General features: G+C 60.0%; 18 protein-coding genes. 11 read left to right on the plus strand and 7 right to left on the minus strand.

Features of this window, described 5'->3' with window-relative positions:
* Positions 1 to 103: 103 nt before the first annotated feature.
* Together ACF8MC_RS12535 and ACF8MC_RS12540 are read left to right on the plus strand one after the other, a co-directional pair.
* The gene (locus ACF8MC_RS12535) at positions 104 to 1,486 is read left to right on the plus strand and encodes an MFS transporter (RefSeq protein ID WP_033649786.1); all 1,383 of its coding nucleotides are present in this window, start codon (positions 104 to 106) and stop codon (positions 1,484 to 1,486) included.
* The gene (locus ACF8MC_RS12540) at positions 1,483 to 1,863 is read left to right on the plus strand and encodes a DUF4440 domain-containing protein (RefSeq protein WP_164105134.1); all 381 of its coding nucleotides are present in this window, start codon (positions 1,483 to 1,485) and stop codon (positions 1,861 to 1,863) included. Before ACF8MC_RS12535 ends, ACF8MC_RS12540 begins: the two co-directional genes overlap by 4 nt.
* Before the next feature lie 195 nt (positions 1,864 to 2,058).
* Here the strand turns inward: ACF8MC_RS12540 and asr are convergent, their stop codons facing one another.
* Positions 2,059 to 2,409, minus strand: coding sequence for an acid resistance repetitive basic protein Asr (gene asr / locus ACF8MC_RS12545; RefSeq protein WP_004928953.1), 351 nt, complete (start codon positions 2,407 to 2,409; stop codon positions 2,059 to 2,061).
* A 230-nt stretch (positions 2,410 to 2,639) separates the two neighbouring features.
* On the opposite strand from asr, the gene ACF8MC_RS12550 reads away from it, so the two are divergent.
* Positions 2,640 to 2,948 (plus strand): YqjD family protein, encoded by a 309-nt coding sequence (locus tag ACF8MC_RS12550; RefSeq protein WP_004928950.1) that lies wholly within the window; start codon positions 2,640 to 2,642, stop codon positions 2,946 to 2,948.
* 61 nt (positions 2,949 to 3,009) lie between these two features.
* On the opposite strand, the gene ACF8MC_RS12555 is transcribed toward ACF8MC_RS12550, so the two are convergent.
* Entirely contained in the window at positions 3,010 to 4,443 is a 1,434-nt protein-coding gene (locus tag ACF8MC_RS12555) for a PLP-dependent aminotransferase family protein (protein ID WP_164105185.1), read from the minus strand.
* Positions 4,444 to 4,538: 95 nt separating this feature from the next.
* On the opposite strand from ACF8MC_RS12555, the gene ACF8MC_RS12560 reads away from it, so the two are divergent.
* From ACF8MC_RS12560 to nrdF, 5 genes are all read left to right on the plus strand, one after another.
* Entirely contained in the window at positions 4,539 to 4,970 is a 432-nt protein-coding gene (locus tag ACF8MC_RS12560) for a carboxymuconolactone decarboxylase family protein (RefSeq protein ID WP_041036428.1), read from the plus strand.
* Between the two features lie 274 nt (positions 4,971 to 5,244).
* Positions 5,245 to 5,475, plus strand: coding sequence for a glutaredoxin-like protein NrdH (nrdH, locus tag ACF8MC_RS12565; RefSeq protein ID WP_033635681.1), 231 nt, complete (start codon positions 5,245 to 5,247; stop codon positions 5,473 to 5,475).
* Between the two features lie 9 nt (positions 5,476 to 5,484).
* The gene (gene nrdI / locus ACF8MC_RS12570) at positions 5,485 to 5,889 is read left to right on the plus strand and encodes a class Ib ribonucleoside-diphosphate reductase assembly flavoprotein NrdI (RefSeq protein ID WP_033649781.1); all 405 of its coding nucleotides are present in this window, start codon (positions 5,485 to 5,487) and stop codon (positions 5,887 to 5,889) included.
* Entirely contained in the window at positions 5,871 to 8,015 is a 2,145-nt protein-coding gene (gene nrdE, locus ACF8MC_RS12575; protein ID WP_072265932.1) for a class 1b ribonucleoside-diphosphate reductase subunit alpha, read from the plus strand. Before nrdI ends, nrdE begins: the two co-directional genes overlap by 19 nt.
* Positions 8,016 to 8,023: 8 nt before the next feature.
* Positions 8,024 to 8,995, plus strand: a complete 972-nt coding sequence (nrdF, locus tag ACF8MC_RS12580; RefSeq protein ID WP_033635683.1) for a class 1b ribonucleoside-diphosphate reductase subunit beta — start codon at positions 8,024 to 8,026, stop codon at positions 8,993 to 8,995.
* Between the two features lie 62 nt (positions 8,996 to 9,057).
* Here nrdF and ACF8MC_RS12585 read toward each other — a convergent pair whose 3' ends face one another.
* The 3 genes from ACF8MC_RS12585 to ACF8MC_RS12595 form a co-directional block, all read right to left on the minus strand.
* Positions 9,058 to 9,261: a DUF1289 domain-containing protein gene (locus ACF8MC_RS12585; RefSeq protein WP_033654334.1), complete on the minus strand. Its 204-nt coding sequence runs from the start codon at positions 9,259 to 9,261 to the stop codon at positions 9,058 to 9,060.
* 64 nt (positions 9,262 to 9,325) lie between these two features.
* Complete coding sequence (locus ACF8MC_RS12590) at positions 9,326 to 10,066, minus strand: SDR family oxidoreductase (RefSeq protein ID WP_164105133.1); 741 nt, start codon at positions 10,064 to 10,066, stop codon at positions 9,326 to 9,328.
* A gap of 151 nt (positions 10,067 to 10,217) precedes the next feature.
* Positions 10,218 to 11,162: an MBL fold metallo-hydrolase gene (locus ACF8MC_RS12595; protein WP_048321887.1), complete on the minus strand. Its 945-nt coding sequence runs from the start codon at positions 11,160 to 11,162 to the stop codon at positions 10,218 to 10,220.
* A gap of 206 nt (positions 11,163 to 11,368) precedes the next feature.
* On the opposite strand from ACF8MC_RS12595, the gene ACF8MC_RS12600 reads away from it, so the two are divergent.
* Entirely contained in the window at positions 11,369 to 12,340 is a 972-nt protein-coding gene (locus ACF8MC_RS12600; RefSeq protein WP_043147847.1) for a patatin-like phospholipase family protein, read from the plus strand.
* A gap of 97 nt (positions 12,341 to 12,437) precedes the next feature.
* Here the strand turns inward: ACF8MC_RS12600 and ACF8MC_RS12605 are convergent, their stop codons facing one another.
* On the minus strand, positions 12,438 to 13,793 hold the full coding sequence (locus ACF8MC_RS12605) for a 2-hydroxycarboxylate transporter family protein (protein ID WP_392423408.1): 1,356 nt from the start codon (positions 13,791 to 13,793) through the stop codon (positions 12,438 to 12,440).
* A gap of 326 nt (positions 13,794 to 14,119) precedes the next feature.
* Here ACF8MC_RS12605 and ACF8MC_RS12610 point away from each other — a divergent pair, with 326 nt between their 5' ends.
* The gene (locus tag ACF8MC_RS12610; RefSeq protein WP_039568659.1) at positions 14,120 to 15,712 is read left to right on the plus strand and encodes a sensor histidine kinase; all 1,593 of its coding nucleotides are present in this window, start codon (positions 14,120 to 14,122) and stop codon (positions 15,710 to 15,712) included.
* A gap of 32 nt (positions 15,713 to 15,744) precedes the next feature.
* Positions 15,745 to 16,431, plus strand: a complete 687-nt coding sequence (locus ACF8MC_RS12615; protein WP_033635694.1) for a response regulator — start codon at positions 15,745 to 15,747, stop codon at positions 16,429 to 16,431.
* Positions 16,432 to 16,447: 16 nt separating this feature from the next.
* Here the strand turns inward: ACF8MC_RS12615 and ACF8MC_RS12620 are convergent, their stop codons facing one another.
* Positions 16,448 to 16,711, minus strand: coding sequence for a hypothetical protein (locus ACF8MC_RS12620; protein WP_126171105.1), 264 nt, complete (start codon positions 16,709 to 16,711; stop codon positions 16,448 to 16,450).
* Positions 16,712 to 16,819: the final 108 nt, after the last annotated feature.

Consider the following 16,819-nt stretch of genomic DNA (forward strand, 5'->3'; position numbering starts at 1 on the left):
CGCCGCCCTTATTGTCAAAATCATTTTGACAGTGTAATCGCCCGCCGCCGATTTATCCGCACTTTTCCCCCCGATACACTGCTCGCCTTCAACCGGAGGCACCATGTCTTATCGCAGCAAAGTGGCAATCGTCTATCTGCTCGGCTTTTTCGTCGATCTGATCAATATGTTTATCGCCAACGTCGCCTACCCCGCCATCGGCCAGGCGATGCGGGCGTCGGTCAGCCAACTGGCGTGGGTCAGCAACGGCTATATTCTCGGCCTGACGCTGGTGATCCCGCTCAGCGCCTGGCTGGCGCAGCGCATCGGTGGGCGGCGGGTGTTCCTGCTGTCGCTGGCGCTGTTCATGCTGGCCACCTTCGGCGCCGGCAACGCCGACAGCATCGGCGCGCTGATCGGCTGGCGCACCCTGCAGGGCATGGGCGGCGGCTTGCTGATCCCCATCGGCCAAACGCTGACCTATCAGCTGTATCGCAGCCATGAACGCGCCGCGCTGTCGGCGGCCATCATGTTGGTGGGGCTGCTGGCGCCGGCGCTGTCACCGGCGCTGGGCGGCTGGCTCGTCGATCGGCTGGACTGGCGCTGGGTGTTTTTCGCCAACCTGCCGCTGGCGGCCCTGGCCCTGGCGCTGGCGGCGCTGTGGCTGCACGCGGAAACGTCGGCGACGGCGCGCAAACCGCTCGACGGCAAAGGATTGCTGAGCGCCTGCGCGGCGCTGACGCTGCTGCTGCTCGGCCTGACCCGGCTGAGCGAGGCCGGCCATCAGGTTTCCGGTGCGGCGCTGCTGGCCGCCGGCCTGCTAGTGCTGGCGTACTATCTGCGCCATAGCCTGCGCACCCCGCAACCGTTGCTGAACCTGCGGCTGGTCGGCGATCCGCTGCTGCGCAACGCCATGGGGGTTTATTTGTGCATTCCCGGCCTGTTCATCGGCGTCAGCCTGGTGGCGATGCTGTATCTGCAAAACCAGCTGGGGATGCCCGCCGCCCAGGTCGGCGGCCTGATGCTGCCCTGGGCGCTGGCGTCGTTCCTGGCCATCACGCTGACCGGCAAAACCTTTAACCGCCTCGGCCCACGGCCGCTGCTGATCGCCGGCTGCCTGTTGCAAGGCGCCGGCATGCTGACGCTGGCGCAGATCGACCAGGCCGGGCAACACGCGTGGCAGATCGCCGCCTTCGCCCTGATGGGATTTGGCGGCAGCCTGTGCAGCAGCACCGCGCAGAGCAGCGCGTTCCTGCAGATCCCCGACGCTCAGCTGGCGGACGCCAGCGCGCTGTGGAACATCAATCGCCAGCTCAGTTTTTGCCTCGGCGTGGCGCTGCTCAGCCTGCTGCTGAATCTGCTGCTGACCGGGCTGCCGCCCGCAGCGGCCTACCGAACCTGCTTCATTCTGGCGGGCGCCAGCGTATTTATCCCGCTGCTGCTGTGCCTGCGCCTCGCCAACCGCGCCATCGTGCGCCAACTCAACGCTCAACAGGATGCTTTATGAACCCGTATTTTACCGAAGTGATCGACGCCCACATCGCCATTGAACGCTGGCTGGGCAAAGGGGCTGGAGAAGAGCAGGCGCTGCTGGCGCGCTTTACGCCGGATTTCAGCATGATCGCGCTGAACGGCGCTCCGCTGGATTTCACCGCGCTGTGCGCCTTTTTCCGCGCGCATCGCGCCGCCAAACCGGGATTGGAAATCGAGATAGAAGAGATGAAGCTGGTGGCCGAATGGCCGACGGGCGCGGTAGTCAGCTACCGGGAAAAACAGAGCCTGCCGGGGCAAAGCGCCACGCTGCGCTATTCCACGGTGGTCTTTGAACGTCAGCCCAACGCGCTCGGCTGGCGGCATTTGCACGAAACCGCCGCGGCGCAATAATTACAGAAAGCTGCCGGCCAAAAACAGTTCCCAACCGACGATCGCTCCGCACAGGGTTACCGCGCTGAAAATGACTTCAAACAGATAGCGATTGATCATCGTTCGTCGCCTCAAAAGAAGACACCCGGGATAACCGGGTGTCTGGAGTACGGGCTGGAGAGTGCGGAACCTTTCGGTTCCGCAAACATCACTTAATTAAGCTTTTTTACCGGCTTTTTTGTGGTGTTTTTTAGCGGCCTGAGCTTTCTGCACTGGCGCTTTTTTGTGGTGTTTTTTAGCTGCCTGGGCTTTCTGAGCCGGCGCTTTTTTGTGGTGCTTTTTAGCGGCCTGCGCTTTCTGGGCTGGCGCTTTTTTGTGATGCTTGGCTTTCTTGTGGTGCGTTGCTTTAGCCGGCGCTTTTTCAGCAGCAGCCGCTGGCGCAGCGGTAGTGGTGGTCGCAGCTGGCGCGGTGGTGGTAGCCGGAGCAGTAGCTGCAGTATCAGCAGCGAAAGCAACAGAAGACAGACCCATAGTGGCAGCAACGATCAGCGCTAATACTTTTTTCATCTTTACATCCTCAGAGTGTTGTTTCGGTAAGCTCCGGTGGAGCCGTTGAAACAGATACTAGTGGAATCAAACTGCCGCTTCCGTGAGTGATTGGTTTCGCCGAGTAACCAAATGTACAAAGCCCAGGCGCCGGCAAACACCTGCGTGACGGCGGTTTTTTTTCCGTGATCGGCCACGCAAATCGCGCCATGGTCTACACTTAAGAGACATGTGTCGAAATGGAGAGCTGAATGTTTAAGAAAGCGGAAAGAACAGAACGCGATATCGATCAGGACGTCACTCTGTTGGCCGATACGCTGGATGAAGTGTTGCGCGAGTCCGGTGACAAGACCAAAGAGGAACTGAAAGAGCTGCACAGCAAGGCGAAAGGCGTGCTGCGCGACGCGCGAGCGCGGTTCAATGGCTCCACCAGTCTGACACAGCATGCGCGCGATGCGGTTGATCAAGCCGATAGCTATGTGCGTGACAAACCTTGGCAGGGCGTAGGGATCGGTGCCGCCGTTGGCATCGTGCTCGGCGTGCTGCTGGCCCGGCGTTAACACCCCTGCAGTCATAAAGATAAAACAGATGTGCGTCTGGCCCGCGGAAATCGCGGGCCGTTTAATTTAGGCGTTTGAACAGCTGCGCCAGCCCCTGCACCGCCCGTTCCGTCTCCTCTTGCCGAGTGAAATTGGCAAACCCCAGCAGTAACCCCTGCCCCGCAGGATGATCGATTCGCCAGTCCGACAACGCCTGCGCCGCCAACCCCAGTTGCCAGGCTTGCGCCGCCAACGGCGTATCCGCCACCCCGTCACGTAGCCGGGCCAATAGCTGAATGCCGCCCTGCTGCGGCACCACCCTCAGCCACGCCCTCAGCTGCCGCTCCAACGCCTGCGTCAGCCACTCGCGCCGCTGGCGGTACAGCGGCCGCATGCGTTTCAGATGGCGGTAGAAATGCCCTTGCCGGATAAAATCCGCCACGCCGGCCTGCAGCAGCGGCGGGCAACCGCAGCCACGCAGCCGACTGCTGCACGCGAATGTCTCCGTCAGACCGACGGGCACCACCAGATAAGCCATGCGCAGCGCCGGGAACAGCGTTTTGCTGAAGGTGCCGGCGTACAGCACCCGCCCCTGAACGTCGAGGCTCTTCAGCGGCGGCAGTGGCCGCCCGTGATAGCGAAACTCGCTGTCGTAGTCATCTTCCAGGATCCAGGCCCCGCGCTGCTGCGCCCAGTCGAGCAGCGCCATGCGCCGCGCCAGGCTGAGCGAGACGCCGAGCGGGCTTTGATGGGTTGGCGTCACCACCGCCAGCCGCGCCTCAGGCGCCGTCAGCATACCGGCGGCCACGTCCATGCCTTGTTCATCCACCGGCACGGCGAGCGGCCTGACGCCGGCGGCCCGCAACAGCGGGCGCGTAACCGGATAGCCGGGATCTTCTATCCATACCGCGTCGCCGGCGTGCAACAGCGTCTCCACCACCCAGTCCAACAGCGCCGGATAACCGGCGCAGAGGAAAATTTGCTCCGGCCGACAGCTGATGCCGCGCGACAAATGCAGATAATGGGCGATCGCCTCACGCAGTTCAGGCAGGCCGCCGGCCGGCGGCAGCGCCAGGGAAGCCACCGTGGAAGCGCGCAGCCGGCGGGCGACAATGCGCTGCCACAGCGCCCGCGGAAACGCATCCAGCGCCGGCACGCCCAGCTGGAAAGGCTGCAGCATGCCCTGCGGCTGCAGCGGATCCGGCGCTATCGCCGCCAGCGGCGGCGCGGCGGATACCGCGCCCGGCGGCACGTGCGGCAGCTGCGGTGAAACATAGGTGCCCGCTTGCCCGCGGCTCTGCAAGAAACCTTCAGCAATAAGTTGCGCGTAGGCGCTTTCCACCGTGGCGCGCGCCACGCCCAGATCGCTCGCCAACCCGCGCACCGAGGGCAACCGGCTGCCCGCCGCCAGGCTGCCCTGGGCGATGGCGTCTTTAATCCGCAGGTAAATCTGCCGGTACAGCGGTTCGGCGAGCCGGCTGTCCAGCCGCAGCGAAGTCAGGAAAGATGGCATTATGGCCCGGTTAAATAATCATTTTATGGCCCTATAGCATAGACCATAAGGCCGCTAAAGTAGCGCCATGATTTCGTTACTACCGATTGAGGTTGACCATGATTAAGCAACGTTTGAACTATGCCGAATTGGCGCCCGCCCCGTACAAAAATATGGTGAGCGCGCTGATGGCGCTGGAGAAAGGCGCCCTGGACAAAGCGACCATCGAGTTGATGTTTATGCGCGTTTCGCAGATCAACGGCTGCGCCTACTGCCTGGATATGCACGGCAAAGCGCTGCGCGAAAGCGGCTTCAGCCATGCCAAGCTGGATACGCTGGCGGGCTGGCGCGTCAGCCATGAGTTCAACGAGCGCGAGCGCGCCGCGCTGGAATGGGCCGAGTCGGTGACGCTGATCGCCGCCACCGGCGCGCCGGACAGCGCTTTCGAGGCGCTGAAGGCGCACTTCAGCGATGCCGAGATCGCCGATCTGACCTTCGCCATCAGCATCATGAACGCCTTCAACCGGCTGGCGGTCAGCATGCGCCAGTAATGCGTTCTCTTCCCCCCTCTGCACTGAGAGGGGGGAATTTCTCACCCGCAAAAATTTTTTCCCTCGCCTTTTCCAGCCCCGGCGCGGTCTGCGCCTTCATCCTTACAAAACACCATATATGGCGTGGTTGATAAAATAAATATCAACATATAGTATTTTATAGGTCAGCCGCAGGGAATGTCGTTCGGTTGATAACGCCGTCAGAAACGCCAGGAACAATGCTCCGTTATCTGACTTGTCCGCCTTTCCTTCAGCCTAAAGGTAAATGCGAATCATGAGCATTATTATTTACAGTAAGCCGGACTGTGTCCAGTGCAACGCCACCTATCGCGCATTTGATAAACAGGGGATTGATTATCAGGTGGTCGATCTCACCCAGGATCAGCAGGCGCTGAACCACGTTAAATCCTTAGGTTATCAGCAAGTTCCGGTAATTATCGCCGGAGACGATCACTGGTCCGGTTTCCGGCCGGACAAGATCGGCGCGCTGGCGCTCACCTGCTGAGGCCCGCCGATGAATCCGCTGGTTTATTTCTCCAGCAGCTCGGAGAACACCCATCGGTTCGTTGAGAAACTGGGCCTGCCGGCGATCCGCATTCCGATCGCCGGCGCCCGCAGCAAGCTGCTGATGGAACACCCCTTTATCTTGATCGTACCCAGCTATGGCGGCGGCAGCGCCGTCGGCGCGGTGCCGATCCAGGTGATCCGCTTTCTCAACGTTCCGCAAAACCGTTCATACCTGCGCGGCGTCATCGCCGCCGGGAACACCAACTTCGGCGCGGCGTACGGCATCGCCGGCGACATCATCGCCAAAAAATGCCAGGTGCCTTTTTTATACCGCTTTGAGCTGCTCGGCACTACGCAAGACGTTGAAAACGTTAGACAGGGAGTAACCGCATTTTGGCAACGACAGAACTGACCAGGCCCGAAACGGGCGCGCTGGATTACCATTCGCTCAACGCGATGCTCAATCTTTACGATGCGGAAGGCCGGATCCAGTTCGATAAAGATCGGCTGGCGGCGCGGCACTACTTCCTGCAGCACGTCAACCAAAACACCGTGTTTTTCCACAACCTGGAGGAAAAGCTGCGCTATCTGGTGGAGGAAGGCTACTACGAGCCGCAGGTGCTGGCGCAGTACGAATTCCCGTTTATCAAGCAGCTGTTTCAGCAGGCCTACGCCAAAAAATTCCGCTTCGAGACCTTCCTCGGCGCCTTCAAGTACTACACCAGCTATACGCTCAAAACCTTCGACGGCAAGCGCTATCTGGAACGCTACGAAGACCGGGTGTGCATGGTGGCGCTGACGCTGGCGGCGGGCGACACCGCCCTGGCGCAGGATCTGGTGGAGGAGATGATTTCGGGCCGCTTCCAGCCGGCCACGCCGACTTTCCTCAACTGCGGCAAACGCCAGCGCGGTGAGCTGGTCTCCTGCTTCCTGCTGCGCATCGAAGACAATATGGAATCGATCGGCCGGGCGGTGAACTCCGCGCTGCAGCTGTCGAAACGCGGCGGCGGCGTGGCCTTCATGCTGAGCAATATTCGCGAGGTGGGCGCGCCGATCAAGCGCATCGAGAACCAGTCCTCCGGCGTCATTCCGATCATGAAAATGCTCGAAGACGCCTTCTCCTACGCCAACCAGCTCGGCGCGCGCCAGGGGGCCGGCGCGGTGTATCTCAACGCCCACCACCCGGACATTCTGCGTTTTCTCGACACCAAGCGCGAAAACGCCGACGAGAAGATCCGCATCAAAACGCTGTCGCTGGGGGTGGTGATCCCGGATATCACCTTCGAGCTGGCGAAGAACAACGAAGAGATGTACCTGTTTTCGCCCTACGACGTCGAACGGGTGTATGGCGTGCCGTTTTCGGAGATTGCCGTCAGCGAGAAGTACCGCGAGATGGTGGACGACAAGCGCATCCGCAAGTCGCGCATCAACGCGCGCGAGTTCTTCCAGGTGCTGGCGGAGATCCAGTTCGAATCCGGCTACCCCTATGTGATGTTCGAGGACACGGTTAACCGGGAGAACCCGATCGCCGGGCGGATCAACATGAGCAACCTGTGTTCGGAGATCCTGCAGGTCAACCGCGCCAGCACGTATCACGAGGATCTGAGCTACGATCGCATCGGCAAGGACATCTCCTGCAACCTCGGCTCGCTGAACATCGCCAAAACCATGGACGCGCCGGACTTCGGCAAGGCGATCGAGACCGCGATCCGCGCGCTGACCGCGGTGGCCGACATGAGCGATATCCGCTCGGTGCCGTCGATCGCCGAAGGCAACCGCAGCGCCCGCGCCATCGGTTTGGGCCAGATGAACCTGCACGGTTACCTGGCGCGCGAGCGCATCTTCTACGGCTCGGAAGAAGGCATCGACTTCACCAACCTCTATTTCTATACCGTGGCCTATCACGCCATCCGCGCCTCTAACCGGCTGGCGATCGAGCGCGGCGGCGCCTTCGACGGCTTTGAGCATTCCCGCTATGCCAGCGGCGAGTACTTCGATAAGTACACCGAGCGCGACTGGCTGCCGCAGACCGAGCGGGTGCGCGAGCTGTTCGCCGCCGCCGGCATCGCCATTCCGAACCGCGACGACTGGCGCGCGCTGCGCCAGTCGGTGATGCTGCACGGGCTGTACAACCAGAACCTGCAGGCGGTGCCGCCGACCGGTTCCATCTCGTACATCAATAACGCCACCTCCAGCATCCACCCGATCGTTTCACGCATCGAGATCCGCAAGGAAGGCAAGATCGGCCGCGTTTACTACCCGGCGCCCTACATGACCAACGACAACCTGGCGTATTACCAGGATGCCTATGAGATTGGCCCGGAAAAGATCATCGATACCTACGCCGCCGCCACGCAACACGTCGATCAGGGGCTGTCGCTGACGCTGTTCTTCCGCGATACCGCCACCACCCGCGATATCAACCGCGCGCAGATCTACGCCTGGCGCAAAGGCATCAAGACCATTTACTACATCCGCCTGCGCCAAATGGCGCTGGAAGGCACCGAGGTGCAGGGCTGCGTGTCCTGCGCGCTGTGAGGCAACTTATGACGACCGTAACATCGGCGCCGCTGGTGCGCGCCATCAACTGGAACATCATCGAAGACGACAAGGATCTGGAGGTGTGGAACCGCCTGACCTCCAACTTCTGGCTGCCGGAGAAGGTGCCGCTGTCCAACGATATCCCCTCCTGGGCCACGCTGACGCCGAAGGAGCAGCAGCTGACCATTCGGGTGTTCACCGGGTTGACACTGCTGGACACCATCCAGAACACCGTCGGCGCGCCGGCCCTGATCGCCGATGCGCTGACGCCGCACGAAGAGGCGGTGTACTCCAACATCAGCTTTATGGAGGCGGTGCACGCCCGCTCGTACAGCTCAATCTTCTCCACCCTGTGCCAAACGCCGGACGTAGACGACGCCTACCGCTGGAGCGAGGAAAACCGCGCGCTGCAGAAGAAGGCCGGCATCATTCTGGCGCACTATCGCAGCGACGATCCGCTGCTGAAGAAGGTTGCCAGCGTGTTCCTCGAGTCGTTCCTGTTCTATTCGGGCTTTTACCTGCCGATGTACTGGTCAAGCCGCGCCAAGCTGACCAACACCGCCGATCTGATCCGCCTGATCATTCGCGACGAGGCGGTGCATGGCTACTATATCGGCTATAAATTCCAAAAAGGGCTGGAGAAAGTGGACGCCGCACGGCGCCGGCAGGTGAAAAACTTCGCCTTCGATCTACTGCAGGATCTGTACGACAACGAGGTGCGCTACACCGAGGAGCTGTACGACGGCGTCGGCTGGACGGAAGACGTGAAAACCTTCCTGCACTACAACGCCAACAAGGCGCTGATGAACCTCGGGTATGAGGCGCTGTTCCCGCCGGCGATGGCGGAGGTCAACCCGGCTATCCTGTCGGCATTGTCGCCAAACGCCGATGAAAACCACGACTTCTTCTCCGGCTCCGGTTCGTCTTACGTCATCGGCAAGGCGGTCAACACCGAGGATGAGGACTGGGATTTCTGAGGACTGGCTGGCCGTATCAGGAAAAGGCTTTCGCGGGAGTGCGACGTGTCGTGCTCCCGCGACTATGTGTTTTGCTTGAAGGCCGCACGCAGCTCAAGCCGCCGCCAGATGGCGCGTTTCTCCGCGTCGCCGGCGGTCGGCCAGGCGGCGATCTCCGCCCGCGTGCGCCGACATCCCCGGCACTGCTGGGTTTCGTCGTCGATGCGGCACAGGCTGACGCAGGGCGATCTTACGCCGTGCTGGGATTGCTGATTGTCGCCCGCCATAAACCGCCCTTGATGTGATGTGTGCCGCCACAGGATACCCGATCCGGCGGCGGCGCGTCGTCAATCAGATGATGCCGCCGTTGGCGCGCAGGGTTTGGCCGTTGATCCAGCCGCCGTCGGTGCCGGCCAGGAAGGCCACCGCCGCGGCGATATCGTCCGGCGTTCCCAGCCGCTCCAGCGGCGCCATCTTCGCCAGCCGATCGATAAGCTCCGGCGTTTTGCCATCGAGGAACAAACCGGTGGCGGTCGGCCCCGGCGCGACGGCGTTTACCGTGATATTGCGGCCGCGCAGCTCTTTCGCCAGCACGCTGGTCAACGCCTCGATCGCCGCCTTGCTGGCGGCATACATGCCGTAACCCGGCTGCAGCAGCCCCACCACGCTGGAGGAGAAGTTGATGATACGGCCGTTGTCACGCAGGCGCTTCGCCGCTTCACGCATCGTGTTGAAGCTGCCTTTCAGGTTGATGTCGATCAGGCGATCCGCGTCTTCATCGCGCATGTCCGCCACCGGCGCCAACGCAATTACCCCCGCGTTATTGACCAGCACGTCGATGCCGCCAAACGCCTGTTCGGCGCTGTCGAACAGCCGGGCGACCGCAGATGCATCGCTGACGTCGGCTTTGACGCTCAAGGCGCGGCCGCCGCGCTGTTCTATCTTGCGCACCAGCTCATCGGCCGGCGCCGGGTTGCCTGAATAGTTAATGATGACGGTAAAGCCGTCGGCGGCCAGACGCCCGGCGATGGCGGCGCCGATGCCGCGCGATGCGCCGGTGACGATAGCGACGGGGGGAGTTTTCTGGTTCATCGGAGATCCTTAAAGAAAACGACGAGGGTAACGTTAATCATGCACTCTTTATCGCGGCGAATAAGCCCCGATTGTCTGGCATCATCATCCCAAATTATCGAACAATGCGTCTGGACTCGTTCGATGGCCGCCCAACGGACGGCCATCCCCGTTACAACGCGCCGTAATTCAGCGGCACCCAGCTGTACCCTTCTCCCTGGCGGTTCAGGTAGCCCAATCCCGGGAACGACAGGTGTGCGCCGCCCACCAGCTCGTTCTGCCGCGCGCTGTCGCTGAACACCCGCAGCCGTTGAGCGACCGCCGCCTTGGCGTCGCTGTCAAAGCTGATAGCCACCTTCGGATGCGGCATCTGCACCGCCGCCACGTGGATCAGATCCCCCAGCAACAGCAGCTTTTTGCCCTGGCTGGTCACCTGATAGACACTGTGGCCTGGCGTATGGCCGTGAGCGGCAAAGGCGGCGATGCCCGGCGAAAGCTCGCCGTCGCCGTTGAACGGCTTAAAGTGCCCCGCCGCCTGGTAAGGCTTGATCGCCGCCATGGCCTTTTCGAAATTGCCTTTGTTCTGCGCCTTGGCCTGTTTCAACCGGTCGGCGCTCAGCCAGAAGTCCGCATCCTGGCTGGCGGCGCGCACCACCGCATTGGGGAATACCGCCTTGCCGTCGTGCGTCAGGCCGCCGAGGTGATCCGGGTGCATATGAGTCAGGTAGATCTCATCCACCTGCTCAGGCTGATAGCCCGCCGCGCGCAGATTATCCACCAGCTTGCCCAGGCCGTCGCCCAGCAGCTGGCCGGCGCCGCTGTCGATCATCACCAGCTTGTCGCCGGTATTGATCAGATAGGCATTGACCGAGGTGACCACCGGCAGGTTTTGATGCCGCTCGGCCAACCCGGCGGCGATCTGCTGCGGCGTGGTGTTCAGCAACAGTTTGTCCGCCGGCAGGCGAATGATACCGTCAGACAACGCGGTCACTTCAAAACTGCCCAGCATGATGCGGTAAACTCCCGGCGTCGGGGTTTTGGCCTGCGGCGCGGCAGCGCCGGCCTGTAATGACATAACGGCCAGCGCCGCGCCCAGCAGACAACGTTTCCAGAACATGATGACTCCTTGCGAGAATTGAACAGCGCTAAGTATTGACGCAAAAATCCCGATGCGCCTGTTTAATAAATGCCTTTAATAAATATATAAATAATATATTTATTATGAATAGTTTTGTTTGCCGACTCACACAACCCCAATCAATATTTTCTCGCTCGCCACTTGGTTATTTTTCTTACTCCCTAAACCAAGAGTGAGGAAATATCATGAACTATCAATTCGAAAATCTGGTCTTTGAAGGCGGCGGCGTAAAAGGCATCGCCTATGGCGGTGCGCTGGAATTGCTGGAAGCCAAAGGCATCATGCCACAGATCAAGCAAACCTCCGGCGCCTCGGCGGGCGCTATCGCCGCGCTGCTGGTCGGCCTGGGCTGCAGCTCGGCCGACGTAACCAAAATTCTGTCGGCGATGGATTTTAAAAAATTCCTCGATTATAACGGCGGCTTTTTCGGTACGCTCCACGATGCCTATCGCCTGTTCAATCAATACGGCATCGCGCCCGGCGATTATTTCTATCAATGGTCGCGCGATATTATCAAGCAATATACCGGCAAGCCGGATATTACCTTCGAGCAGTTCGAAGCGATGAAAGCGGCGAAAGGGTTCAAATCGATTTACTTTATCGGCGCCAACCTCAACAGCGGCCAGCGCGAGGTCTATTCGCATCGCACTACGCCGCGCATGAAAGTGGCGGACGGCCTGCGCATTTCGATGTCATTCCCATTCGCCTTCGTGGCGAAGAACAACACCCTGGGCGACCTGTGCATCGACGGCGGCATGATCGACAACTACCCGGTGCGGCTGTTCGACTATGACTTCTCCGCCACGCCGCCTTACATCGACGCTTCAAGCCAGCGCATCAACACCCGCACGCTGGGCCTTCGCCTGGACTCCGCCGGCGAAATCGCCCAGGCCGCCGGGCAGGCCGGCCCGCGCACGCAGGTCAACAACCTGTTTGATTTCACCCTGGCGGTGGCCAACGTGATGCTGGACATCCAAACCAAGGTGCACCTGGACAGCGACGACTGGAAACGCACCGTGTATGTCGACACGCTCGACGTCAACACGTTGGATTTCGACATCAGCGAGGAGAAAAAACGCGCGCTGATCGAATCCGGCCGCCGCGGCGTAGAGCGCTACTTCGCCTGGTACGACGCCGCCATGAAACAGGCGGCATAACTCCCATCCACCCCGCCCGCGCGTACGGCCGGCGCGCGGGCAAAAAAATCCCCGCGGGGGCGGGGAAAGGCAAAGTAACGCTAAGGATTTATAGGAGTTATACGAAGAACTTGGCCAACACCAGCAGCGACAGCGAGACGTTGATAGCGCCCCCGATTCGGGTGGCGATCTGCGCGAACGGCATCAGCGACATGCGGTTGCCGGCGGTGAGGATCGCGACGTCGCCGGTGCCGCCCTGCCCGCTCTGGCAACAGGAGACAATCGCCACATCGATAGGATGCATGCCGATTTTCTTGCCGACGAAGAAACCGGTCGCCACCAGCGCGCTGACGGTCGTGACGATCACGATCAGATTCTGTACGGTGAACGCGTCCACCAGCTCCTGCCACGGCGTGATGGCCACCCCGACCGCGAACAGGATCGGATAGGTCACGGCGGTGCGGAAGAATTTGTACACCACCTGCGAGCCTTCCTGAATGCGCGGTGACACCCCGTGCGCCAGCTTCACCGCCACGGCGGCGAACAGCATGCCCACCGGCGCCGGCAGGCCGATCAGGCGGTGCAGCAACATGCCCACCATATACAGCAGGATGGCCAGCAGCGCGCCGCAGGCGATGGTGCTGACGTCCACCTTACCGCTGATTTTTTCCACCGCGTTCATGTCGCTGTCGCCCTGCTTGCTCGGCATCAGGCTGCCTTCGCCGGTCAGGTGCGGATAACGCTTGCCCAACTGGTTGAGCAGGCCGGCGATGACGATGGCGGTCAGGCTACCGAGCATCACGATCGGCAGAATGCGCCCCAACGCCACGCCCTGCTCCATGTGCAGGATCGCCGCGTAGCCCATCGACAGCGGGATCGCCCCTTCACCCACGCCGCCGGCCATGATCGGCAAGATCAGGAAGAAGAAGATCTGGAACGGCTCCAGGCCCAGCGCCATGCCGACGCCCATCCCCACCAGCATGCCGACGATCTCGCCGCACAGCATCGGAATGAAGATGCGCAGGAAGCCCTGGATCAGCACCTGGCGGTTCATGCTCATGATGCTGCCGACGATGATGCAGCAGATATAGAGATAAAGAATGTTGGTCGATTTGTAGAACTTGGTGGTCGACTCCACCACCACGTCCGGCAGCAAACCGTAGTGCACCAGCGCGGAAGGAATAAAGGTGGCGCAGATCGCCGCCGCGCCCATTTTGCCGATCAGCGGCAGGCGTTTGCCGAATTCGCCGCAGGCGAAGCCGAAGAACGCCAGGGTGGCCACCATCACCACGATATCGCTTGGCAGCTTGCCTTCCAGGCAGTCGAGCAGAATCAATACGCCGGCCAGAATAAAGAACGGTAACGGAATAATCCCTACTTTATAATTGTCCAGTATCCGCCACCATTTCTCACGCAGAGTAATATCGGCGGCCTTGTCTTTGGCTACGAGGTAAGAATCATCTGTTGTGCTCATAATCTGGCCTCTTATTAGTTTGTTCAGCCATCATAGAGAAGCGCACGGATTATCTGCTGTGATTATGTTCAAAGTTAAAAAGGGTTTTTAATGGTGGTTATGGTTTCTATGGGGTTAATTAAGATTATGTAAAAACCGGCGTGGTTTTAATGGTGTTAATGCCGTTTTTATTTTAAATCTTATCAACTTTATCGCAGACGAACAATTCTCGTCCGGTTCACTCTAATCCCGTGTGAGGGATCACAAGTTGATCGGGCGCAATATTACAGACCCCGCTTCTCGTGATAGGGTAAGGCTTCAGGATCTCTTTACGGTGAAGCTCCGCCATGCGGCTCAAACTCTCATTTCAAATCAAGCTGTTTCTGTGCCTGGTGGCCTTCTCCTGCCTGCTGCTGACCTGCATCGGCGCCTACACCTATTACCAGCTGGATGCGCAACTGCACCGCGATCTCGGCGCCCGCGCGCAGGTGCAGGCGCGGGAAATCGCCCTCATTCCTTCGCTGGTCGATGCGGTGGAAAACAACGACGCCGCCAGAATCGCCGCGCTGATGAAAAAAATCCGCGCCAGCAGCGACGCCAGTTATATCGTCATCGGCGATAATCACGCCCGCCATCTTTATCATTCCGAATATGAAGGCCGCCTGGGCACACCGATGATCGGCGGCGATAATAAAGAGGTGCTGGAAGGGAAAAGCATTATTTCCATTCGCAAGGGCGGCATCGGCGTTTCATTGCGCAGCAAGGCGCCGATCCTGGATGAAAATAATCGCGTCATTGGCATCGTTTCCGTCGGCTATTTGAAATCGCACATCGATAATTTAAATGCCAGGACGCTGACGCAAATTATCGGCTCCATCGTCCTGCTGCTGATCGCCCTGTTCGTCTTTTCCTGGCTGCTGTCGAAAAACCTCAAGCGCCAGATGTTCTGGCTGGAGCCGAAAGAGATCGCGCTGCTGGTGCGCCAGCAAAAAGCGCTGCTGGAAGCCATCTATGAAGGGGTGATCGCCATCGATCCAGAGCTGCGGATCATCACCATCAACCATGCGGCGCGCGAGCTATTGGATCTGCACCAACCCGCCGCCGGCTTGCTGGGCCGGCCGATCGGCGACGTCATTCAGGCGCAGCCGAACTTCTTCGCCGCCGCGCAGCTGGGCCAGGATACGCACGACGAGGTGTGCCGCTTCAATCACGTGCGGGTGATCGCCAGCCGAGTGCGCATCATGCAGGAGCAGGAGCTGCAAGGCTGGGTGATCAGCTTCCGCGACAAGAACGACATCAATACCCTGAGCAGCCAGCTCAGCCAGGTGAAACGCTATGCCGACAACCTGCGCATCATGCGCCACGAACAGCTGAACTGGACCGCCACGCTGGCCGGGCTGCTGCATATGCAGCGCTACGACGAGGCCATCCGCTACGTGGAGGCCCAGTCGGAGGGCGCGCAGGAGATCCTCGATTTCATCTCGCAGCGCTTCAGTTCGGCGGCGCTGTGCGGCCTGCTGCTGGGCAAATATTCCAGCGCCAGAGAAAAAGGCATCGAGCTACGCTTCGATCCGGCCTGCCAGCTGCGGCAGATCCCGGCGGCGCTGAATGAGACCGAACTGATGTCGATCGTCGGCAACCTGCTGGATAATGCGGTGGAGGCGACGCTGCACTGCCCGGCCCCGCACGACGCGATCGAGCTTTATATCAGCGACGGCAGCGACGAGCTGGTGATCGAGGTGGCGGATCGCGGCACCGGCATCGCCGAGGAGATTCGTGATACGCTGTTTGAACAGGGCGTCACCACCAAAGCGGATAAAAGCGACCACGGCATCGGCCTGCATCTGGTCGCCAGCCACGTGGCGCAGGCGCACGGCAGCATAGAAGTGTCGGACAACGAGCCGCACGGCGCGATATTCTCTATATTTATCCCTAAATAAAACCCATAACCCGATTTTTTGAGCACCCGATTATGTCACACCAAGCACTGGACGTTCTGATCGTGGAAGACGAGCCGCAACTGGCGACGCTGCACGCGGAGTTCATCGAGAAAAATTTCAACCTGCGGGTGGTGGCTTACGCCGCCACGCTGGCCGAAGCGCGGGCCAAAGCCAATGCGCATCAGCCGCGGCTGATCCTGCTGGATAACTTTCTGCCGGACGGCCAGGGCATCGAGCTGATGGAAGAGCCGGCGGTGAAGAACCCCGCCTGTTCGGTGATCTTCATCACCGCCGCCAGCGACATGCACACCTGCAGCCAGGCGATCCGCAACGGCGCCTTCGACTACATCATCAAGCCGGTATCCTACAAGCGGCTGCGCAATTCGCTCGAACGCTTCATGCAGTTCGTGCAAACCCAGCGCACCTTCAAGATCATCGATCAGGACAACGTCGATGCGCTGTACAACCTGCAGTCGAAGCAGTTCTCCAGCGAGCCAAGCGCCAAAGGCATCGAAACCAATACCCTCGAGCTGGTGCAGGCGCTGTTTATCGCCCAGCCGGCGGTGGCGCATGCGGTGGAAGACGTGGTGGAGCAGGTCGGCATCAGCAAGACCACCGCCCGCCGTTATCTGGAATATTGCGTCGCCACCCAGTTCGTGCGGGTAGAGATGCTGTACGGCAATATCGGCCATCCGCGGCGGCTGTATCGCAAGGCCTGAGGCTGCCATCTGGCTGTCATATTACGGCGATAACATAACGCCCGACGATATCCCCCTCGATATCGGCACCTGTCGTTAAAACTGATGAAATACTGATGACTTTTACCCGGCCTCTGGTCGGGTTTTTTATTATCCGAACGGCAGGCGCGGCGCCCAAATATTTCTCGGCGCCACACCGTATTATTTCCCCAAAAACCAAACCATTATGGCAAATAATGGCCGTCAATTTTGAGTCACGGGCCAAATTACCATAACTAATTAAAACCTTGATGTAAACCACTAATATCCCATTTAAATGACATTGAGGGTTGCCTCAGATATTCACTGTGTTAGGGTAAAAAGCTCTTTTATTTTGCTAAGGACAGCCCATAACGCGTTAATTAAACCA

Source organism: Serratia sp. LACPHL-BACT-2024-00286, assembly GCF_043109535.1.
Taxonomy (GTDB): domain Bacteria; phylum Pseudomonadota; class Gammaproteobacteria; order Enterobacterales; family Enterobacteriaceae; genus Serratia; species Serratia sarumanii.